This is a genomic window from Bartonella sp. AU55XJBT, assembly GCF_028618525.1.
Genome location: NZ_JAQITC010000002.1, coordinates 31,550 through 54,225, shown reverse-complemented (window position 1 = coordinate 54,225; position 22,676 = coordinate 31,550). Strand labels below are relative to the sequence as shown.

Annotated in this window: 19 protein-coding genes; 12 read left to right on the top strand and 7 right to left on the bottom strand. The window is 37.9% G+C overall.

Features of this window, described 5'->3' with window-relative positions:
* Positions 1-64 precede the first annotated feature (64 nt).
* Positions 65-196, bottom strand: coding sequence for a hypothetical protein (locus PVV70_RS01445; protein WP_273757649.1), 132 nt, complete (start codon positions 194-196; stop codon positions 65-67).
* 7 nt (positions 197-203) lie between these two features.
* On the opposite strand from PVV70_RS01445, the gene PVV70_RS01440 reads away from it, so the two are divergent.
* Entirely contained in the window at positions 204-590 is a 387-nt protein-coding gene (locus PVV70_RS01440; protein WP_273757648.1) for a flagellar biosynthetic protein FliO, read from the top strand.
* Between the two features lie 51 nt (positions 591-641).
* Here the strand turns inward: PVV70_RS01440 and dksA are convergent, their stop codons facing one another.
* Positions 642-1,058, bottom strand: a complete 417-nt coding sequence (gene dksA / locus PVV70_RS01435; RefSeq protein ID WP_273757647.1) for an RNA polymerase-binding protein DksA — start codon at positions 1,056-1,058, stop codon at positions 642-644.
* A gap of 312 nt (positions 1,059-1,370) precedes the next feature.
* Positions 1,371-1,904, bottom strand: a complete 534-nt coding sequence (locus PVV70_RS01430) for a flavin reductase (protein ID WP_273757646.1) — start codon at positions 1,902-1,904, stop codon at positions 1,371-1,373.
* Positions 1,905-2,047: 143 nt separating this feature from the next.
* Here PVV70_RS01430 and rpe point away from each other — a divergent pair, with 143 nt between their 5' ends.
* The 10 genes from rpe to PVV70_RS01380 all read left to right on the top strand — a co-directional run bounded on the left by rpe (position 2,048) and on the right by PVV70_RS01380 (position 11,154).
* Positions 2,048-2,734 carry a ribulose-phosphate 3-epimerase gene (gene rpe, locus PVV70_RS01425; protein ID WP_273757645.1) on the top strand — a complete coding sequence of 229 codons (687 nt, stop codon included), beginning with the start codon at positions 2,048-2,050 and terminating at the stop codon, positions 2,732-2,734.
* The gene (gene purB, locus PVV70_RS01420) at positions 2,734-4,041 is read left to right on the top strand and encodes an adenylosuccinate lyase (RefSeq protein WP_273757770.1); all 1,308 of its coding nucleotides are present in this window, start codon (positions 2,734-2,736) and stop codon (positions 4,039-4,041) included. The genes rpe and purB overlap by 1 nt, the downstream gene beginning before the upstream one ends.
* A gap of 67 nt (positions 4,042-4,108) precedes the next feature.
* Positions 4,109-4,657, top strand: a complete 549-nt coding sequence (locus tag PVV70_RS01415; protein WP_273757644.1) for an alpha/beta hydrolase — start codon at positions 4,109-4,111, stop codon at positions 4,655-4,657.
* 173 nt (positions 4,658-4,830) lie between these two features.
* Positions 4,831-5,595 carry a phosphoribosylaminoimidazolesuccinocarboxamide synthase gene (gene purC / locus PVV70_RS01410; RefSeq protein WP_273757643.1) on the top strand — a complete coding sequence of 255 codons (765 nt, stop codon included), beginning with the start codon at positions 4,831-4,833 and terminating at the stop codon, positions 5,593-5,595.
* 88 nt (positions 5,596-5,683) lie between these two features.
* Positions 5,684-5,923 carry a phosphoribosylformylglycinamidine synthase subunit PurS gene (gene purS, locus PVV70_RS01405; RefSeq protein WP_273757642.1) on the top strand — a complete coding sequence of 80 codons (240 nt, stop codon included), beginning with the start codon at positions 5,684-5,686 and terminating at the stop codon, positions 5,921-5,923.
* An 11-nt stretch (positions 5,924-5,934) separates the two neighbouring features.
* Positions 5,935-6,606, top strand: a complete 672-nt coding sequence (gene purQ, locus PVV70_RS01400) for a phosphoribosylformylglycinamidine synthase subunit PurQ (RefSeq protein ID WP_273757641.1) — start codon at positions 5,935-5,937, stop codon at positions 6,604-6,606.
* A 288-nt stretch (positions 6,607-6,894) separates the two neighbouring features.
* Complete coding sequence (gene purL / locus PVV70_RS01395; protein WP_273757640.1) at positions 6,895-9,105, top strand: phosphoribosylformylglycinamidine synthase subunit PurL; 2,211 nt, start codon at positions 6,895-6,897, stop codon at positions 9,103-9,105.
* A gap of 60 nt (positions 9,106-9,165) precedes the next feature.
* The gene (locus PVV70_RS01390) at positions 9,166-9,399 is read left to right on the top strand and encodes a BolA family transcriptional regulator (protein ID WP_273757639.1); all 234 of its coding nucleotides are present in this window, start codon (positions 9,166-9,168) and stop codon (positions 9,397-9,399) included.
* Positions 9,400-9,493: 94 nt separating this feature from the next.
* Positions 9,494-9,826 carry a Grx4 family monothiol glutaredoxin gene (gene grxD / locus PVV70_RS01385; protein WP_273757638.1) on the top strand — a complete coding sequence of 111 codons (333 nt, stop codon included), beginning with the start codon at positions 9,494-9,496 and terminating at the stop codon, positions 9,824-9,826.
* Positions 9,827-9,897: 71 nt separating this feature from the next.
* Entirely contained in the window at positions 9,898-11,154 is a 1,257-nt protein-coding gene (locus PVV70_RS01380; protein ID WP_273757637.1) for a multidrug effflux MFS transporter, read from the top strand.
* A gap of 554 nt (positions 11,155-11,708) precedes the next feature.
* On the opposite strand, the gene parC is transcribed toward PVV70_RS01380, so the two are convergent.
* Positions 11,709-13,958, bottom strand: a complete 2,250-nt coding sequence (gene parC / locus PVV70_RS01375; protein ID WP_273757636.1) for a DNA topoisomerase IV subunit A — start codon at positions 13,956-13,958, stop codon at positions 11,709-11,711.
* 1,225 nt (positions 13,959-15,183) lie between these two features.
* Positions 15,184-16,977: an aspartate--tRNA ligase gene (gene aspS / locus PVV70_RS01370; protein ID WP_273757635.1), complete on the bottom strand. Its 1,794-nt coding sequence runs from the start codon at positions 16,975-16,977 to the stop codon at positions 15,184-15,186.
* A gap of 133 nt (positions 16,978-17,110) precedes the next feature.
* Between aspS and rnd the strand changes: the two genes are divergently transcribed.
* Complete coding sequence (gene rnd / locus PVV70_RS01365) at positions 17,111-18,265, top strand: ribonuclease D (RefSeq protein WP_273757634.1); 1,155 nt, start codon at positions 17,111-17,113, stop codon at positions 18,263-18,265.
* A 407-nt stretch (positions 18,266-18,672) separates the two neighbouring features.
* Here rnd and ppx read toward each other — a convergent pair whose 3' ends face one another.
* Together ppx and PVV70_RS01355 are read right to left on the bottom strand one after the other, a co-directional pair.
* Positions 18,673-20,190, bottom strand: a complete 1,518-nt coding sequence (gene ppx / locus PVV70_RS01360; protein ID WP_273757633.1) for an exopolyphosphatase — start codon at positions 20,188-20,190, stop codon at positions 18,673-18,675.
* Between the two features lie 6 nt (positions 20,191-20,196).
* Complete coding sequence (locus tag PVV70_RS01355; protein ID WP_273757632.1) at positions 20,197-22,377, bottom strand: RNA degradosome polyphosphate kinase; 2,181 nt, start codon at positions 22,375-22,377, stop codon at positions 20,197-20,199.
* Positions 22,378-22,676: the final 299 nt, after the last annotated feature.

Here is a 22,676-nt window from a genome sequence, read left to right as displayed (position 1 = left end):
ACTTAATGTTAAAAAGTTTATTTCTTCGTCTTTAAGTGAAACTTTTAAGGGGATGTTTATAAATTTATCTCAATAAAAAACGATAGTTTCCATACCAAAATGGGAGAAAATCTATGGTTATCTGGTTATCAGACCAAATAGGTACATCTGCTGCAAACATAACGATAAGTTTTTTGTTTTGTATAATAACAATCATAGCTCTTATGATAATTATCTTTTTTTTACGCCGTTTAAATATGGGAAAATTCAACACTAATAGAAAAAAAAATCTATCACGATTAGCATTATGTGAAGCAATTTCTATAGATCGAACACGTCGCCTCGTTTTAGTCCGTTGTGATCATAAAGAACATTTACTCCTTATTGGCGGATTAACAGATGTTGTTATAGAATCCGATATTACCAGCACATCTAGAACACAAAAGAGAGAAATACACCCCCACCCCACCTCCTCCCTTACAGAAAAAAACGAGACGGCAGATAAAACCTCCTCTTCTTTTACGAATCAAACGGTAAAAGATTCAGCCATCACGGCCGAAATTGAAGGGAGACAAGAACCATCTTTGTTTATTCCTACCCCTCCAAAATAAAATATACAATTTTATCTCTACGAACTTCGTTTATTTATCACTTTCATAACTTTAATCATCACGATAAACTCTTTCACGACGTTCGTGACGTTCTTGTGCTTCCAACGACAAAACGGCAATTGGCCGAGCCTCAAGACGCTTGATACTAATAGGCTCGCCGGTTTCTTCACAAAAACCATATGTCCCATTATCAATTCGCTCCAAGGCAGCATCTATTTTTGCAATAAGTTTCCTTTGACGATCACGAGCACGCAATTCAATTGTACGATCAGTTTCACAGGACGCCCGATCGGTCAAATCTGGTTGACCAACATTCTCTTCCTGCAAATTTTCCAAAGTCTCACGCGCTTCTTTTAAGATATCATTTTTCCAAGAAATCAATTTAGCACGAAAATACGCCTTCTGCCGTTCATTCATAAAAGGCTCATCTTCACTAGGGCGATATTGACCATCAATCTCTTCGCTCATGCAATAAAAAACCTCCACATCTGCTCTGTGGGGTCTATATATTGTGCAATACCCATCAACACAAGAATAAAATGTTCTTTCATAACAATCTATAAATATGTCTAAATACGCTGTTTAATCTTGATCGCTTTTTTTATCTCAAGTTGAACTTTTGATCAAAGATCATCCCAAAATCATCTTTCTCATTTATTAAGGAACCTCAAAAAGAAGAAAATTCAAAGTTCAAAGCCGTCTCCCTCCTCCTTCCTCAGTGCATTAAAATTTAAATGGAACATCCATAAATCATTTCACCCATGCAAAAAATAAAAATCTTTATAAAGATAAAGTGTGATATCCACGATTCAAATACATCAAAGCATCTTTTTCTTGGCTACGGTTGATTGCAACAACTTCACCAATCAAGACACAATGGGTTGCATGCTCATGCCAACAAATCAAACGACAATCAAAAGAGGCTAAAGCATCTGAAAGACTAGGAGCTCCTGTCTGCAAAGTTCCCCATTGTGTCCTATCAAAACGCTCATTTTGTGTAACATTGCAACGCCTTGAAAAAGCGTCCGCTAATGGACGATGTTTTCCTGCCAAGCTATTAACACAAAAAATTCCATTCTCCATAAACACATGATTCTTCAGATTATGGCGCATGAGACAAACAAGAAGCGTTGGAGGATCATCTGACAAAGAACAACACGCCGAAACTGTCACCCCGCGCTTTCCTTTAATGCCATCTGTTGTCACAATATGCACAGCGCCTGCAAAATGGCTCATAGCATCTCGATATTCTTGCGAAGAAACGGTAATATTATCTTGAAGTTCAGACTTCAAACATGTTTTATGATTCGACATATCTCTCACTTATCAAACTTTAAAATTTCAAGCGATCCTTGTATAAAAAAATATAATACGTATTTTTCTTTTTCGTCATAACACAAAAGATATTTGTGTATACACAGCGACATGATAAAAACAGCCAATCAAGGAGTTTTTTTATGCCCCATTCTCATCTCATTTCACCTTCACTCTTGGCATCTGATTTTTCTAAACTTGGGCAAGAAATATTAGATGTTGTTGATGCTGGTGCAGATTGGCTCCATCTTGATATTATGGATGGGCACTTTGTTCCGAACATCACCTTTGGCCCTGAAATCGTCAAGGCTCTGCGTCCATTAACCAAAGCAATATTTGATGTCCACCTGATGATCAAACCAGTTGATCCTTATTTGGAAGCTTTTGCAAAAGCGGGTGCAGATATTATAACCATTCATGCTGAAGCAAGTCCCCATCTTCATCGTTCACTCCAAACAATCAGAGCAATGGGTAAAAAAGCAGGAATTGCACTCAATCCAAGCACCCCTGAACATATCCTTGAATATTTGCTTGATCAATTAGATCTCATCCTCATCATGACGGTCAATCCCGGTTTTGGTGGACAACATTTTATTCCAGAAATAAAAGATAAAATTAAGCGCGTTAAAAGCATGATTGCAAACCGCCCTATTGATCTTGAAGTTGATGGTGGTATCACCGTTGATACAATTGGAATAACTGCAAAAGCTGGTGCAAATGTATTTGTGGCAGGCTCTGCAATTTATAAAAACGGAAACAAAGAGCTTTACAAAGCACGCATGAGTGCATTGCGCCAAGCCGCACTCCTCTCACAACAAGGAAAAAAATGATGATCGCACGTTATTCCCGCCCTGAAATGGTAGCAATTTGGTCTCCCGAAACGAAATATCGTATTTGGTTTGAAATTGAAGCCCATGCCTGTGATGCTCTTGCTCAACTGGGCGTTATTCCCAAAGAAGCCGCCAAAGTCATTTGGGAAAAAGGGGCAGCCGCTAAATTTGATGTCAATCGTATTGATGAAATTGAAGCCATTACCAAACATGATGTTATTGCTTTTTTAACCCACCTCGCTGAATTCATTGGACCAGAAGCACGTTTTATCCACCAAGGCATGACATCATCTGATGTTCTTGATACAACACTGAGCATTCAATTGATGCGTGCGAGTGATATTCTGCTCAAGGATATAGACCAACTCCTTGAAGCCTTAAAAAGACGTGCTTTTGAACATAAAGAAACCATTACTATTGGGCGGAGTCATGGCATTCATGCTGAACCAACGACATTTGGAGTCAAATTTGCCCTTGCATATGCTGAATTTTCCCGTTGTCGCAAACGTCTTCTAGCTGCACGCGAAGAAATTTCTACTTGCGCGATTTCAGGCGCTGTAGGAACTTTTGCCAATATCGATCCACGCGTTGAAGAACACGTCGCAAAAGCCTTGAGGATGCGTGCTGAACCCGTTTCCACCCAAGTTATACCTCGGGATCGTCATGCGATGTTTTTTGCAACACTTGGTGTTATTGCGTCCTCTATTGAAAGGCTCGCGATAGAAATACGCCATTTACAGCGAACCGAAGTTCTCGAAGCAGAAGAGCATTTCTCACCAGGGCAAAAAGGCTCCTCAGCAATGCCCCATAAACGTAATCCAGTTTTAACAGAAAATTTAACGGGGTTAGCCCGTATGGTTCGTGCATTTGCACTCCCTGCCATGGAAAATGTAGCACTTTGGCATGAACGCGATATTTCTCACTCATCTGTCGAGCGTTATATTGGTCCTGATGCAACGATTACACTTGATTTTGCTCTTTCTCGTCTCACATCCGTCATTGAAAATCTCATTGTCTATCCAGAAAATATGCAAAAAAATCTCCATAAATTCCGAGGTCTTGTTCACTCACAACGGGTACTTTTAGCACTCACACAAGCAGGAATCAGTCGCGAAGATGCGTATCGGATTGTACAACGAAATGCGATGAAAGTTTGGGAACAAGGAAAAGATTTTTTAGAAGAACTACTCAATGACAAAGATGTTAGTAAAGCTTTAAATGAAGCAGAACTTCGAGAAAAATTCGATCTTTCTTATCACACCAAACATATCAATACGATTTTTAAACGTGTTTTTGAACAACAATAGAACAACATAGAAAACCCAAATCTATTCACTTTATGCTCAAAAACTATTGTAACAAAGAAAACAATTCATGAAAGCAAATCAACTCGATATTCTGATCGTTCCTGGCTACAAAGGATCTGGTCCTGATCATTGGCAAACACGTTGGGAGAAAAAACTATCGACAGCACGCCGCATAGAACAAGCCCATTGGTCAAAACCTGTTTGCGAAGAGTGGGTTAATAAAGTTAAAACCGCCATCGCACAAGCTCAAAGGCCTGTTATGATTATCGCTCATTCATTAGGCGTTCCTACCGCACTTCATGCAACTGTCCAAAATACAGAAAAAATTTGTGGCGCTTTCTTTGTTGCGCCTCCCGATGTCGCGAATGAAAAAATACGTCCTAAACATTTAATGACATTTGGCCCCTATCATCGTCAAAAGTTGCCTTTTCCTTCTATTGTCATAGCCAGCCGCAACGATGAATTTTGTCAATTTTCAGTAGCAGAAAAAATTGCCCATGACTGGGGTTCACTCCTTGTTGATGCTGGGTATTCTGGCCATATTAACGCGGAATCTGGACACGGACCTTGGCCTGAAGGGCTTATGGTCCTCTCCCACTTTCTTGCAAAAATCTAATCCAAAAGAGCATGCCCTTTTTCTCATTACCTCTGTATCTTTTCCTTTAGGCAGATGTACCATGACAAAAATTGTAAAAGTATCATAGCAATATCATTGAGAATTTTGATTAATTAGGATAGTATCGTTTACTAATGTTATTAAAAACCTCTCAAGATAAATAGAGAATTATAATGAATCGTCGCCACCGTATTTATGAAGGCAAGGCCAAAATTTTATATGAAGGACCTGAACCAGGAACGTATATTCAATTTTTTAAAGATGATGCCACGGCCTTTAATGCAAAAAAACATGAAATTATCGACGGGAAAGGGGTTTTAAACAACCGAATTTCGGAATATATCTTTAGCCATCTTGGGCGTTTGGGTATCCCAACACATTTCATCAAACGCATAAATATGCGCGAACAGCTTATTAAAGCCGTAGAAATTATTCCATTGGAAGTTGTTGTTCGCAATGTCGCGGCTGGCTCTCTTGCAAAGCGTTTAGGACTAGAAGAAGGGACCCCACTCCCACAATCTATCATTGAGTTCTACTATAAAAATGACTCTCTCGATGATCCGATGGTAACAGAAGAACATATCACTGCTTTTGGGTGGGCTGTCCCGCAAGAGCTAGAAGATATCATGCAACTTTCAATTCGTATTAATGATTTTCTTTCTGGGCTTTTTGCCGGTGTCAATATCCAGTTAATTGATTTTAAAATGGAGTTTGGTCGCCTGTGGGAAGATGAAACAATGCGCATTATTCTTGCTGATGAAATTTCACCTGATTCTGCACGACTCTGGGATATGCAAACACGAGAAAAAATGGATAAAGATCGTTTTCGTCGTGATATGGGGGGGCTTATTAATGCCTATCAAGAGGTTGCCAAACGCCTTGGTATTATGAATGAAAATGAGCCAACTCGGCCAAGTGGTCCCGTCTTGGTAAAGTAAAAAGCCTCGTCAAGGTAAAACAATAGCACCTTCTATCAATACACCTTCTCTTCAAAGGAGAGGTTCTTTTAAAAACAGGAAGCAAAAAATGAAAGCGCGCATTACAGTTACTTTAAGAGAAAGCGTCCTTGATCCACAAGGAGAAGCAATTGTCGGTGCTTTAAAAAGTTTAGCTTTCCAAGGTATTCACTCCATTCGTCAAGGAAAAGTTTTTGATATTGTTCTTGATGATCAACCCTCTGAAATAGCAAAGAAAAAACTTGATCAGATGTGTGAAGAATTACTCGCAAATACTGTCATTGAAAATTATACTATCGAACTTCTTTAAATGGAACGCTCATGAAAACTGCCATCATTCAACTTCCTGGATTAAATCGCGACCGAGATATGGTTGCGGCATTGCATCATATAACAGGAGTTGAGCCACTCAAAATTTGGCAAACAGAAACAATAATTCCCGATGTAGATGTTATTATTATTCCGGGTGGTTTTTCTTATGGTGATTATTTGCGATGTGGGGCTATTGGAGCACGAACCCCCGTCTTAAAAGCTATTCGTGAAAAAGCACAAAAAGGGATTACGATAATAGGTATTTGTAATGGATTTCAAATTTTGTTGGAAGCTGGATTGCTCCCTGGGACTTTAATGCGTAACGCTTCCTTAAAATTTGTTTGTCGTGAAATCAAACTTGAAGTCGTTAATGCTAAGACGAAATTTTCTCGATATTATTCTAAAGGACAAATTATTCGTTGCCCTGTTGCCCACCACGATGGGAATTACTTTGCTGATAGTGAAACATTAAAGCAAATGGAAGACAATGAACAAATTGTTTTTCGCTATGCAGAGAATACAAACCCTAACGGCTCAATGAAAGATATTGCTGGTATTGTTAATAAAGCTGGTAATATTCTTGGTATGATGCCTCATCCTGAAAACTTTATTGAACCTGCCCATGGAGGGATTGACGGTCGTTTACTTTTTCAAAGTGCTTTAGAATTAGTCAATGGATGATACCGCAAAATTCTTTGTCCTCTATCATTTTAAAAACAAAAGTTTATATCATTTGTCACGTTGTAAATTTATGAATGGAAACTCTATACAAATAACGATGGATATTATTAAACACATAATTATTTAAGATTATTTTTGGTCTTGAAATTCACCCAACCCAACAAACAAAATCTTCAGCTTATAAATGAATATTTTTATTATTAAATCACGTAGTTTTCCATAATCTAAGCTGCTAGATTAAAAAAAATTAAAATGCTAAATTTCGATTAATTTGACGGATAAATACTCATGAATCCTTGCAATAACATCACGATTACACCAGAGCTCATTGCACAACACGGCCTAAAAGAGGATGAATATCAACATATCCTAACGTTAATCGGGAGAGAACCAACATTTACTGAATTGGGGATTTTTTCTGCAATGTGGAACGAACATTGTTCCTATAAATCCTCTAAAAAATGGCTCAAAACGCTTCCAACAGAAGGAAAGTGTGTCATTCAAGGGCCTGGTGAAAATGCTGGTGTTGTTGATATTGGTGAAGGGCAATGTGTTGTTTTCAAAATGGAAAGTCATAACCATCCTTCTTATATTGAACCTTATCAAGGGGCCGCGACAGGTGTTGGTGGTATTTTACGTGATGTCTTTACAATGGGTGCCCGTCCTGTTGCCGCGATGAATGCATTGCGTTTTGGTGCTCCTGATCACCCCCGAACGCGCCATCTTGTCTCTGGTGTCGTCTCTGGAATAGGTGGTTACAGCAATTCTTTTGGTGTTCCAACAGTTGGTGGGGAAGTCAATTTTGATAAACGTTATAACGGCAATATCCTCGTTAACGCTTTTGTCGCCGGCATTGCAAAGACAGACGCCCTTTTTTATTCTAAAGCACAAGGCATCGGACTTCCTGTTGTTTATCTTGGTGCCAAAACAGGGCGTGATGGTGTTGGTGGAGCAACAATGGCTTCTGCTGAATTTGATAATTCAATCAATGAAAAACGCCCAACTGTTCAAGTTGGTGATCCTTTTACAGAAAAATGTCTTCTTGAAGCGTGTTTAGAGCTCATGAAAATTGGAGCCGTGGTTGCTATTCAAGATATGGGAGCTGCAGGGCTCACCTCTTCTGCTGTTGAAATGGGTGCAAAAGGAAATCTAGGAATACAGCTTAATCTCGATAAAGTTCCCGTTCGTGAAGAAAACATGACAGCCTATGAAATGATGCTTTCTGAAAGTCAAGAGCGTATGCTCATGGTTCTTAAACCAGAGCTAGAAAAGCAAGCAGCAGCAATTTTTCATAAGTGGGGACTCCATTTTTCCATTATTGGAAAAACAACCAATGATTTACGTTTCCGTGTCGTTCATCAAGGAGAAGAAGTTGTCAATCTTCCCATCAAAGAACTTGGTGATGAAGCGCCTGTTTATGATCGTCCTTGGAGTGAACCTGCAAAAAAAACGCTACTGAAAGCAGAAGATGTCAAAAAAGTTGAAAATCTTGGTGATGTGCTTTTGACCTTATTGAATTCTGCTAATCAAAGTTCACGCCGATGGGTTTATGAACAATATGATACGCTTATCCAAGGAAATAGCCTCATTTGTCCAGGAAGTGACGCAGGCGTTATCCGCGTCAGCAATAAGAGTAAACGTGCTCTTGCTTTTTCTTCTGATGTAACCCCTCGCTATTGTGAAGCAGACCCTTATGAGGGAGGGAAACAAGCTGTCGCAGAATGCTGGCGAAATATTAGCGCGACAGGTGCAACACCACTGGCTGCGACAGATAATCTCAATTTTGGGAATCCTGAAAAACCTGAAATTATGGGACAACTAGTTTTTGCGATTAAAGGCATCGGAGAAGCTTGCAGAGTTCTTGATTTCCCTATCGTTTCAGGTAATGTTTCTCTTTACAACGAAACAAATGGGGTAGCTATTCTTCCGACCCCCACAATTGCTGGTGTAGGCCTTCTGAGTGATTGGTCTAAAATGGTGACAATCAACGGTATACAAAATGGAGATAGTATCATTTTAGTGGGAGATTGCGGCTCTCATTTAGGACAATCAATCTATGCACGTGATATTTTAAATATTGATGCAGGTGCCCCTCCCCCTGTAGATTTACAACTTGAAAAAAAGCATGGTCAATTTGTCCGAGATGTCATTCATAACGGTTTTGTTCATGCCGCTCATGACATTTCTGATGGGGGACTAGCGATTGCACTTGCCGAAATGGTCATTAAAGCAGGGAAAGGAATCAAGATAAAATTAAGCAATAAATCTCCCCATCATGCAGAACTTTTTGGAGAAGACCAAGGCCGTTATCTTTTAGCCGTCAAACCTGGTGCTCTCAACAGTCTTAAAGAGTATGCGCAAACCCACGCCGTTTCTTTAATAGAGCTAGGACAAGTTGAGGGAGATTCCCTTCATATAGATGGGATATTCACACTTTCAGTAGAAAGTCTCACACAAGCCTATGAGAACTGGTTTCCACAATTTATGGGTGAAGAATAAAAATTTATTCTTTCTCTTAAAACAGCTCTTACAAAAAATAAACAACATAGGAGAATAGTAATGGCAATGAGTGCCCATGCAATTGAAGCCCTTATTCGTGAAGGTATTCCCGATGCTATTGTAACAATTCGTGATCTTGCTGGAGATGGAGAACATTATGCTGCAGAAGTTATTTCTGAAAGTTTTCGTGGTAAAACCCGTGTTCAGCAACATAAAATGGTCTATGACGCCCTTAAAGGCAATATGGGAAATGATCTTCACGCCTTAATGTTACAAACAAATATCCCAAAATAGTCTTAAATTTCTTCTTGCATTCATTCATTCAATACGATTAAAAATAGTACGAACATTACACACTTATAAAAATCTGAGATATCGAGGGATAAAAATGACCACTGTTCATGATTTTATTGACAACGAGATTAAAACAAACGACGTCATTTTATTCATGAAAGGAACACCTGACGCCCCACAATGTGGGTTTTCAGGGCAAGTTGTTCAAATCCTTGATTATTTGGGATTGGACTATAAAGGGATTAATATTCTGACTTCTGACGAATTGCGTCAAGGGATCAAAGATTACTCAAATTGGCCAACAATTCCACAGCTTTATGTCAAAGGTGAATTTATTGGAGGGTGTGATATTGTTAAAGAAATGTTTCAAAACAATGAGTTACAGGAACTTTTAAAAGAAAAGAGTATTCCGTGTAATCAATCATAGGTATCTTTTATTTTATTCAGCCTCTTAAAAAGAGCTGTTTTCAGACGAAATTTTTATTTCAAGGATGCCATATGTCATATTCAGTTGATGAACAAACGCACAGCGATGCGCTAAGAAAGAAAATTGGCTATAAAGAATTTGTTATTCTTATTGCTTCGCTCATGGCTATTAATGCTATAGCTGTAGATATTATGTTACCAGCTATGCCCAATATTTTGGAAGGATTAAATGTTCTCAACGAGAATGATCAACATTATATCATTTCGAGTTATCTTATTAGCTACGGTATTGCTCAAATATTTTTTGGTCCAATAAGCGATCGTTATGGACGACGCAAACTTATGCTTATTGGGCTTGCTTTTTATTCATTTACGGCGATTAGCTGTGCCTTTGTAACTGATTTTTCTCTCTTACTTATTTTGCGTGTCTTGCAAGGGATTGGAGGAGCGTCTATGCGCGTTCTTACGGTTTCCGTTGTACGTGATCTCTATAGTGGCCGAAAAATGGCAGAAGTTATGTCTATTGTTATGATGGTCTTTCTTGTTGCCCCCATGGTTGGTCCCGCAACAGGACAGATCATTTTGCTGCTCGGACATTGGCAATTTATTTTTATTTTCATGGCAATAATTGGTTTTGGGCTAATGATTTGGATTCTATTTCGCTTGCCTGAAACACTTCATGAACAACGCCCTCTTTCCTTTTCTTCCATTAAACACAACTTATGGATTGTTGTGACAAATCGTACGACACTTTGCTATACACTCGCAACATCCATCATTTTAGGCTGTATTTTTATTGCTGTTAATACATCACAACAAACCTATGAAGGAATTTATAACTTAGGCTTTTGGTTTCCGATAGCATTTGCCATCGGTGCTGCATTTCAGGCTTTCTCATCATTCATGAATTCTCAACTTGTCGGACGTCTTGGAATGCGGCGTATTGCCCATACGATGCTTTTGCTTTTTTGTGCCACTTCATGCATTTGGTTTATTGGATCCGTCTTAGCAGGTGGCGTTATCTCTTTCCCCTTTTATATGACGTTATATTGTATATTAATGTTTACCTGCGGTGGTATAATGGCCAATTTCAATACACTCGCTCTCGAATCTGTGGGCGAAATTGCTGGTACAGCCTCTTCTGTCTCCGGATTTCTCCAAACATCCATCGGTGCAGGGCTGAGCTTTTTTGTAGCGCAACAATTTGATGAAACAACCATCCCAAACTCAGCAGGATTTTTCTTTCTCAGTCTCGTTGCCATCCTTCTTGTCTTATGGGCTGAACGCGGTCATCTCTTTAGGCAATATCATCATAATCCTAACGAATAAACATGCTTACGCGCAAGATTAACAACATCTCTCTTGAACAAGAAAGATAGACCTTTCACACAAAACAGAATACCTCCCAATAGGACACTTTTGTGTTAAGCATTCACATATTTGTTTTAAAGATATACCTCTCAAAGCATCAAATCAATTTATGACAGCCCCCATGAAATAATATGATAATAAAACAAAAAAGTGTATAAAAACCGTTCGATCATCCTCACACTTATGAACCGTGTAAGCCTATTGATATTTATTCAGTTCCCAAAGTTACAACAGCTCTTGGCACTTGAAACCGCTCATAAAAGACATTTTTAATTTTTTTCTTTATAAGTTTCTATCTACAACACCACTCCGCTTATGATGTGCGAGCAGACCATTTTAATTGTTTCAACATGAACAAAGTTGAAATAAGAAAACCTATAGATATTAGAGCCTCTCATTGACCATGAATTTATATTGAATGATTATTATAAATCAATATCTTATCATATAATAAAAATACATAGCATTTCTCTTTAAACTTTTATAGACTTTGAATAAGAATTTTCTATTATTTAATTGATAAATTTTCCTGATTTTGGAAATCCTTTTGGAACCAGACGCCCGACACCCGCACGTGTTCCCATCCATTCAATAAGATCGTCCGCTTGACGATGAAAGATTCGTTCAGCGGTATCTTGCCAACTTAAGCCTTCTGATAAATTAAAAGTCTTGGCATCAACAATGCCCCCTCCTTTGTAACGTTGTAAACGAACCCCTTTACCACGATTCATTTCCGGTATTTGTTCAATAGAAAAAATAAGCATTTTGCGGTTTTCACCAACCACAGCCACATGATCACCATTGACCGGAACACAAAGCTTTACCTTATCAGGAAACTTCACATTCATCACCTGCTTTCCTTTTCGTGTATTGGCAAACACTTCTGTAGCAGGAACGATAAAGCCATTTCCATAAGATGAAACCAAAAGCAATTTTTCTTCTGCGTGATGCACAAAAGCTGTAAGAACATCATGTTCATCATCCATATCAACTAAAAGACGAATGGGCTCCCCCTGTCCTCGTCCTCCAGGCAAACTATTTGCACCAAATGCGAAAAACTTTCCCCCTGTAGTTATCAGCACAATCTTATCGGTCGTAAATGCTGGAAATGCCAACTTTAAACCATCTCCTTCTTTAAAAGAAAGTGCTTTATAATCGTTCAAATGCCCCTTCAAAGCACGCATCCACCCCTTTTCAGAAATAACAACAGTCACAGGTTCTTTTTCGATCATTGCTTGTTGAATATCGTCAAGATCATGTCTTGGCGCTTCTTCAAATGTTGTATGCCTTCTCCCTAAGAGCGTTTCAGGACCAAAAGTATTGCGAACTTTTTTAATTTCTTCTGAAATTATTTTCCATTGTTTTATAGGAGAGGCTAACAAATTCTGTAGTTTTTCTTTTTCAGCTTTAAGCGTTTCAAATTCCTTACGAATTTCAAATTCTTCAAGCTTGCGTAAAGAACGCAAGCGCATATTAAGAATAGCTTCAGCTTGATTCTCTGTTAATTCAAAACGCTTAATCAATTTCTTTTTCGGTTCATCTTCTTCACGAATAATCTGTATGACCTCATCGAGATTCAAATAGGCAATAAGATACCCATGAAGAATTTCCAATCTGCTATCAATCTGATCAAGCCGATAGTGAGAGCGTCGAATAAGCACTTCTTGACGATGTTCAAGCCATTGTTGCAAACTTTCTCGCAGCGAGAGAACATTGGGTCTTTTTCCCAAAGATAAAACATTAAGATTAAGAGGAAATCTGATTTCAAAATCAGTCAATTTAAAAAGGGATTCCATAAGAAGTTCAGGATCAACCGACCGGTTTTTAGGAACAAGCACAATGCGGATATCTTCTGCTGATTCATCTTGAATATCATCAAGCATTGGTAAGCGCCGCGCAAGCAACAATTCCGCAGTTTTTTCAATAAGGCGTGACTTTTGAACTTGATAGGGAATTTCAGTCACAACAATCACATAAGAACCACGGCTACCAGTTTCCTGATGCCAACGTGAACGTAATCGAAAAAAACCCCGCCCTATACGATAAGATTCCTCAATACTCTTTTTAGGTTCAACCAAAATACCACCGGTTGGGAAATCAGGTCCCAGCACAAATTGGTTTAAATCCTCATCACGCGTATCAGGGTGTGCAATCAAATGCAGCGCCGCATCACAGAGCTCAGCAACATTATGGGGAGGAATAGAGGTTGCCATACCAACAGCAATACCTGAAGAACCATTGGCTAAAAGATTAGGGAAAGCACCTGGTAGAACAACAGGCTCTTCATCTTCTTCATTATAGGTCAAACGAAAATCAATAGCATTTTCATTAATGCCCTCAAGCAACAACGCAGCTACTTCAGTCATGCGTGCTTCGGTATAACGCATAGCCGCAGCATTATCACCATCAATATTACCAAAATTGCCTTGTCCATCAACCAACGGATAACGAACCGAAAAACTTTGAGCCAAACGCACCAAAGCATCATAAATAGAGGCATCTCCATGAGGATGAAATTTTCCCATGACATCACCAACAATCCGCGCACATTTCGCATAAGATTGTCCAGGGTTCAGTTTGAGAAGACGCATTGCATGAACAATCCGACGATGGACAGGCTTCAATCCATCACGCACATCAGGCAATGCACGATGAGTAATCGTAGAAAGTGCATAAGCCAAATAGCGTTCCTGTAAAGCAGAACGTAATTCTATTGGCTCAATATGTTCTTCATCAAAAGGTAAATTCATTTTATCAGACATAATATTAGAACAAAAATTCCCACAATAATAAGAAATTATTGTGTAGGATTTATTTAATACAAACTCTTATGAGTAAACTTTTTTATTAAAAGTCAACGACATAAAAATAAACGTTGTAATTAGAACATGAACAGAAAATTATATCAATTTGAAAAATTTATACATGTTCTTCGCTCTTGTTCTAAACAATATATGAAAATATTTAACACATTATCGAAAATTTCTTTCACTATCCTCTTTAAAAGGTAAAAAAACAAAATAAACCAAAAGAAGTAGAAAATATTTTCATTGTTAAGGAAAGCGACAAGCATTTTTAAATAAATAAAAATCTCAAAAACAACGCTATTATTACTAAGCAAACTGGAGTTACGATGATATAATTTTTCGAAACGATGTAAAATAAATTTTTATCGTTTTTTCAACAACAACAATTTCCCCCAAAACATATTTTGAATACAGATTATTCTCAACAAAAATCTTATTGAAAGCTTTAGCAAATCCAACGATATAATTTAACGGCTACAAAGAGATATTTCATCCTTTTGGGAATGACAAAAGCACCTTTCAAACATTATCTTTTAGTATAAAAGTGGATTGTATAACAACTTCATCTCGTTTTTCCATGAAAAATTTAAAAAATATTCAAAGCTTATAGAGTTCCCCAAGATGAAGTCCATAGGAAGCAAAAATGCATTATTTTCATAAATACGAAGAGAGATAATTATCTTTTACAATGTTGTAAGAACTTTAACAAAATATAAATAACATATTGTTATATATACAACTTAAATGAAAATCCCAAGTATTCTAAAGTTTTTCCATTTCCAATTTATTTATGATAAATCAATCACAATCATTTTCCTGCTTATCACAAAGGGAAGAGTGACTATCTAAGAAAGGAACAAAAACACTGAAACCCTTTGCATACAAAAACTGTCAGCAATATTAAAACCTAGAAAGGAAAATAACAGCCTACCCTTTATTCAATAAAGATGGCAACGGTTTTATACCACTCATGAGGTTTTAAGTTATATCCTTCATAAGCGAGCATCATAAAACGAGATAGACTACATTGAGAGATATTTCTTTATAAACAAGCCTCTTGAAGGATTAACACAATAGCATTTTTACCTCTCTAAGTCCATAAACAACAGATATGCTCTTGAGAGACATCAAGACTTCACACTACGGAGAAAGAGAGACGACAACAATCCATAAATCAACTTTATGAATTATTTTTGTGAGGAGGAGCCATGCGGATTCCTAAATCACGTAATTGTGTAGAAGAAACATCAGATGGCGCACTCATTAAAAGATCAAGTGCCTGTTGATTCATAGGAAATAAAGCAACTTCACGTAAATTTTTAACACCTTGCAACAGCATAATAATGCGGTCAATTCCCGCTGCCATACCACCATGGGGTGGAGCCCCATAATGAAATGCGCGATAAAGACCACCAAAACGATCTTTCACAACTTCCTTAGAAAGTCCCACAAGTTCAAAAACTTTAAGCATCATTTCCGGTAAATGATTACGAATTCCACCGGATGCAATCTCATAACCATTACAAACAAGATCATATTGAAAAGCTTTAAGCGTAAGAGGATCTTGAGACTCCAGAGCATTTTCTCCCCCTTGAGGCATAGAAAAAGGATTATGGGCAAAATCAATCTTTTTTTCATCTTCATTCCATTCAAAAAATGGAAAATCAACAATCCACGCTAAAGAGAAACTCTCTCTATCGACAAGATCTAATTCTTCTCCTATCCGTATGCGTGCTGCACCAGCAAAAGATGCAAATTTTTTTGGATCTCCAGCTACAAAAAAACAAGCATCACCACTTTCAAGTCCAAGTTGCATACGAAGCGCTTCAGTTCGCTGCTCACCAATATTTTTGGCAATAGGCCCTGCTCCTTCAAATTTTCCTTCTTCTTCACGCCAGAAAATATAACCGAGCCCTGGTTGCCCCTCACCTTGTGCCCATACATTCATACGATCACAAAAAGCACGACTTCCACCTGTTTTAGCCGGAATAGCCCACACTTGTGCATTCTCATCATTCGCTAAAATCTGAGCAAAAACTTTGAAACCAGAATTGTAAAAATGCTGAGAAACATCTTCTATAATAATCGGATTACGCAAATCAGGCTTATCAGAACCGTATTTCCGCATTGCTTCATCATAAGAAATGCGAGGAAAGTTTTGGGTCACCATTTTCCCATCTGCAAATTCTTCAAAAATAGAACGCATAATGGGTTCCATAGTTGCTAAAACATCTTCCTGCTCAACAAAACTCATTTCAATATCTAATTGATAAAATTCACCAGGAAGACGGTCAGCCCGCGGATCTTCATCTCTAAAACATGGCGCAATTTGAAAATAACGATCAAAACCTGACATCATCAACAACTGCTTATATTGCTGTGGTGCTTGTGGTAATGCATAAAATTTTCCCTGATGAACACGACTTGGAACCAAAAAATCACGTGCACCTTCCGGCGATGAGGCGGTCAAAAGCGGCGTTGTAAATTCCGTAAAACCATTATTTTGCATAGCCCGTCTCATAGCCGCGATAATTTCAGTCCGACGCATGATATTTTTATGCATAGTCTCCCGACGCAAATCAAGAAAACGATATTTTAATCGAATATCTTCTGGATAATCAGGCTCACCAAAAACCGGTAAAGGAAGCTCATCAGATTTTGAAAGAATTTCTACCTCTTGTGCAAAAATTTCAATCTCACCTGTTGGAAGCGTTGCATTGATAACCTCATCAGACCGTGCACAGACCTCTCCATCCACACGAATAACCCATTCAGAACGCACTTTTTCAATAACTTTAAAAGCCGGCGAAGCAGGATCCGCAACAATTTGTGTGATTCCAAAATGATCGCGTAAATCCACAAAAAGAATTCCTCCATGATCACGGACACGATGAACCCAACCTGAAAGACGAACTTGTGTTCCTACATCACATCTACGAAGAGCCGCACAATGATGACTGCGATAACGGTGCATGTTTTTTGCCTTTGATTATAATATTCACATGCGCTAAAAACGCTTTTTCATAACCATTTGTCAAGATATGAGAATAAAAACGCGAAAATAAAGTCCAATAAAAGACAAATTTAATTTATCTAGCTATAGTAGAATGATGAATCTTATTACACAAACAACAGATCTTAAAATTGCACTAAACGCTCTACGAACCTCTGATTTTGTAACAGTCGATACTGAGTTTATCCGCGAAACAACTTTTTGGCCTCAACTGTGTTTAATCCAGCTTGCATCACCAGATGCTACAGTTCTAATTGATCCCATAGCACCAGATATTGATTTACAACCCTTTTTTGAGCTTATGATCGATAAAAAAATCGTCAAAGTTTTTCACTCTGCCCGCCAAGATATTGAAACGATTTATTATCTTGGTGGCGTTATTCCTTCTCCTCTCTTCGACACACAAATAGCCGGATCAATTTGCGGATTTGGTGATTCGATCTCTTATGATCAAATTGTACAACGCTGCACGGGGCATCATCTTGATAAGTCCTCCCGCTTTACAGATTGGAGTTGTCGCCCCCTGTCTGAAAAACAACTGCTCTATGCCCTTGCCGATGTAACCTATCTAAGAGATGTTTATCTTCTCTTGAAAAAAAGATTAGAAAAAAATCAACGAATTCACTGGATGGATGATGAAATCACAATCCTCTTAAATCCTAAAACCTATGATATGCCAGAAGATGAAGCATGGAAAAAAGTGAAAGGAAAAGTTAAAAAACCGCGTGAACTTGCTGTATTACAAAAGATAGCCGCTTGGCGTGAACGTGAAGCACGAAAATACAATATGCCCCGTCGTCATATCATGAAAGATGAATGTCTTATAGAAATAGCAACCCAACAACCAAAAGATGAATCTGCGTTAAAACGGTTGCGCAGCCTTAATAAGAATTGGGATAAACGCTCAATTGCATCATCATTAATCAAGGCTGTCCAGGAAGGCTTAGAGGTTGATCTTTCTACTTTACCCCCTATTCCTAAACATAATCCACTCAATGATACGACAGCCGCTGCTATCGAACTTCTCAAAGTATTATTAAAACTTGTTGCAAACGAAAACAGCATTGCCCCTAAAATTATTGCAACATCTAGTGATTTAGAAAAAATCGCCAATGGAGGAATTAAAAAAAATATCCCTGCTATGAATGGCTGGCGCTATGAAATATTTGGTCAAAAAGCCGAACAACTTCTAAGGGGTCAGATAGGATTTTACTTTAACGATGGGAAAATAAGCACAAAACAGCTCTAATGAACATTTCTCCACATTTCGAGATTTCCATAAGATCCCCTAAAGAGAATCTTACTTTATGTCAAAATGAGTAGAAAATCAAAAGAAAAAAATTTTTGTAATCGTACCTTATTAAATCAATTTTATTTGAAATAATATAAAAGAAATTCTGAATAAATTTAAAATATTCTCATTAAAAAAAATCCTTTACGCTACTTATCTATATCAATTTGCTATAGGCTAGAAGACAACGCAAATAGGGTAAATAAAACCTGCTGCTGACAAATTTAAAAACTTAAATAGTAAGGCTCTTATTAAAGAAAAGCGTTAAATATTTTTTAGATCAATCAAATAACAATCTTGTTAAAAAAAAATCTAAAATACCTAATCTTTTAAGATCTAAAATGCGAATAAATTAGCAGGAAAAATCAAGAAATTTCAAAAGCAAGAGGTTGTTTAATTATTTTTGATAACTTCTTTAATCGTCCAAGAGGACGTTCTCCCAATAATCCAGCGTAATTTTGGGGGATCTGCAAAACAATATGATCTGCTTTTTTATGCCAAAATAAATGAGGTAAAATTCCTGCAACAGAAGCGCTAAACAGATGAGCAATACGCATTGTTTCACCAAGAATACGTGCTTTTTCAATGATATTTTGTGTTGCTAATTGAAAGATGGGAAAAGATTCTTTATCAACCAGTAAACTGGTATTGCGAAAAAAAACAGCAAGCGCTGCATAAAGGCGCCCCTCATGAGAAATCCCTGGATAAGATCCTAATGCTATCTGATTGGCTGCTTCATTGCCTCGATAATCTGGATGTATACGCCAACCAATATCGGCAAGAAGGCAAGCCGCTTGACGATAACGGCATTCATTTTCAGTTTCTGAAATTCCAAAAACGTCAAAGGCATTTGTCGTAAAATCAATAAGCTCTTCTGCTTGTTTTGGTGAACGTGCCCGTAGAATAGCCATTTCTGTGCATGCAGCAATGAGAGGGTCTGAAAGTTGAATCGCCTGCGGCAAGCGTGAATAAAGAAAACCTTCACGAACGCCAGCACCAGAAAAGATTATCTTTTCAAACTCCATACACTGAATGAGTTCAATAAGCACAATTGCCCCATAGGACAAAAGTTTCCGACGATTCTGTGAAACCGCCGCAATCCCTCTCATATTATCAATATTTCCGCTTGCTACAAGACGTAAAAATTTCTCCATTTCCATGGCATCAACTTCATAGCCATGCATAACAGGAAGCCGATAATGTTTCATTGCCATATGGAGTTTTGCCAAATTACGCCATGTCCCCCCTACGGCATAAAAATAACGTGCCATACCTTTACGCGTACGCGCAACAGAAGATTGATAAAATTGCTCATGTACAATTTTTGCAGCAACAGCACTATCATTATTGGACATATACTGTAGCCGTAAACCACCTAATGGAAGCGTTATCCCTTCACCGACATCAGAATGATCAATATCAATCAATTCGAGACTTCCACCACCCAGATCTCCAGAAATACCTTTTGGTTGATAAAAAGTAGAAATAACCCCATAGGCTGAGTACTTAGCTTCTTCACTTCCGGAAAGAAGATATATTTTATTTTGTAAAATATCTTCAGCACTTTGAATAAACGCTACGCCATTTTTTGCATCTCGTGCTGCCGCCGTTGCTAAAGTATAGACCTCATCGGCCCCAATCTGTCGACACAGTGTTCGAAATCGTTTGAGCGTTTGCAACGCCATTTTCATCGCTTTTTCTTCTAAAAAGCCCGTTTTTGCCACACCATGACCGAGACCACAAAGAATCTTTTCATTAAACAAAACCGTTGGTGAGCGAACAAGCCCTTCATAAATCACCAACCGAACAGAATTTGATCCAATGTCAATAACAGCAACAGGCTTACGTCCTTTTAGCCTACCTTGAGCATCTCTATACGTCATCGGATTTCAGTCTTTATGCATTTCAGCTTGTTGCCGATGCAACGCAACCAAGCGTGAAATGGAAGATTCAAAAGACTCATTTTCCCCCGCAAAACTTGTATTGGCCATAAAATACTCCTGCGCATTAAACGGACTTTCACCTATCTGCGGTGTGATACGTTTCGATATCCCATCTTTGAGTATATCAAAGCTTTGTTGATTATCAATGAGATTAGCTAGCATAATTTGTAAAAGAATCTTCCGTCGCACCATTTTATTAAAAACTGGAACCAATATTTCAATACGATAATCTAGATTACGAGGCATCATATCAGCAGAACCTAAGTAAACAAGTGCATTTTCATTAGGCAAATCTTGCCCATTCCCAAAACAAAAAATACGGCTATGTTCAAGAAAACGCCCGACAATTGATTTTACACGAATATTATCCGAAATTCCTGGAATACAAGGACGTAAACAACATATCCCTCGCACAACCAGATCAATCTGTACCCCTGCTTGACTAGCACGATATAAAGCATCAATAATTTCAGGATCAACCAATGCATTCACTTTTATCCAAATAGCAGCAAACTTTCCTCGTTGTGCATGAGCAATTTCTCCTTCAATATGCTCTAAAATACGACCACGCAATGTCAAAGGCGAAAAAGCGATCTTCATTGTTTCACGTGGACGCTCATATTGCGCAATATAATTGAACAATAACGCAACATCATGAGCGATATCATCATCCGTGGAAAAAAAAGAAAGATCCGTATAAGTTTTAGCGTTCACGGGGTGATAATTTCCTGTTCCAAGATGAACATAAGAACAAAGACGTTTTCCTTCACGTCTCACAACCAGAGACATCTTGGCATGTGTTTTTAAGGTAATAAAACCAAAAATAACTTGAACTCCAGCACATTCAAGATCCCGCGCCCAACGAATATTTGCTTCTTCATCAAAACGTGCTTTAAGTTCTACCAAAGCAGTCACAGACTTTCCCCCTTTAGCGGCTTCAATCAAAGCGCTAACAATTGGGCTATCATTTGATGTCCGATAAAGTGTTTGTTTGATTTCCACAACATCAGGATCGCCAGCAGCTTGACGTAAAAATTGGACAACAACATCAAATGTCTCATAGGGGTGATGAATCACGAGATCATTTTCACGAATAGCTGTAAAACAATCCCCATTATGTTTACGAATAGATTCCGGAACACGAGGAATATAAGGAATAAATTTGAGATCATCACGGGGAATAGAAACAATCTCTGAGACCATATTAAGTGCCAAAAATCCATCAAGAATATTAATACAGTTATCAGGAACAGCAAGACAATTCACTATAAATTGGCGCAAATTCTCTGGCATTTTTGCATCAAATTCAACGCGAATAACCTGCCCACGCCGCCGCCTTTTAAGAGCCTTTTCAAAAAAATGAACAAGATCCTCAGCTTCTTCTTCTACTTCAATATCGCTATCCCGAATCACTCTAAATGTACCAATTCCATTAACCTCATCGTGAGGAAATAGATATTTGATAAAAAGATAAATAACATCTTCAGATGCAATAAAACGAAAATGATTGCCCTCTTGAGGAAGAAGAATAAAACGCCTCAGAAGCATTGAAATGGGCAATAACACTGTACGTGCGTGTTGACCAGTTCCTTCAGACAATTGAAACGCAAGAGAAAGCCCTAAATTAGGGATAAAGGGAAAGGGATGCGTAGAATCAACCGGCAAAGGTTTTAGAACAGGAAAAATTTTATCAAGAAAATATTTTTCAAGCCACGATTTTTCGGCTTCTGAAAGATCATCAGAACAAATAATTTCAATATCATTCTTTTTTAATTCATCACGTAAAACATTCAATTCCTGGAGTTGATGAGCCTGCAATTTGGAAATCTCAGCGAGCACAATATCGAGTTGTTCCTGTGGGGTATACCCATCTGCACTGCATGTTGTAACATGAGCACGAATTTGAGCTGCAAGACCAGCAACACGAACCATAAAAAACTCATCAAGATTTGTTGCTGAAATCGAAAGAAATTGTAGCCGCTCTAATAAAGGATGTTTCGAATTAGCCGATTCCATCAAAACACGATTATTAAATTGTAGCCATGAAAACTCTCGATTAATAAACCGTGCCGGATTTTCCATCGTTATATCCGATATAGAAATTTTATCTGCCACCCTCTGTTCCATATATTCTCATTAATATTCTTTTATACTTTCTAAAGTCCTTGAAGAAACACCTCACATAATATTCTATAATATGTTATCATACTTATAATACATCAATGTCTCATTTTTATTATCATGTTTCCATTGAATATTTAAAAATACTTAGAAACAAGCTCCATCTGAAAAGTACTAAAAACATGACGATTATTCCATATAGCATAAAAGAAGAGCACTTTGTCTTAAAAAGCATCTTGCATTATGATAAGCATTGTTACAAACTCACGCTTATAAAATAGAAAAGCCTCATCACAGCTGATGAT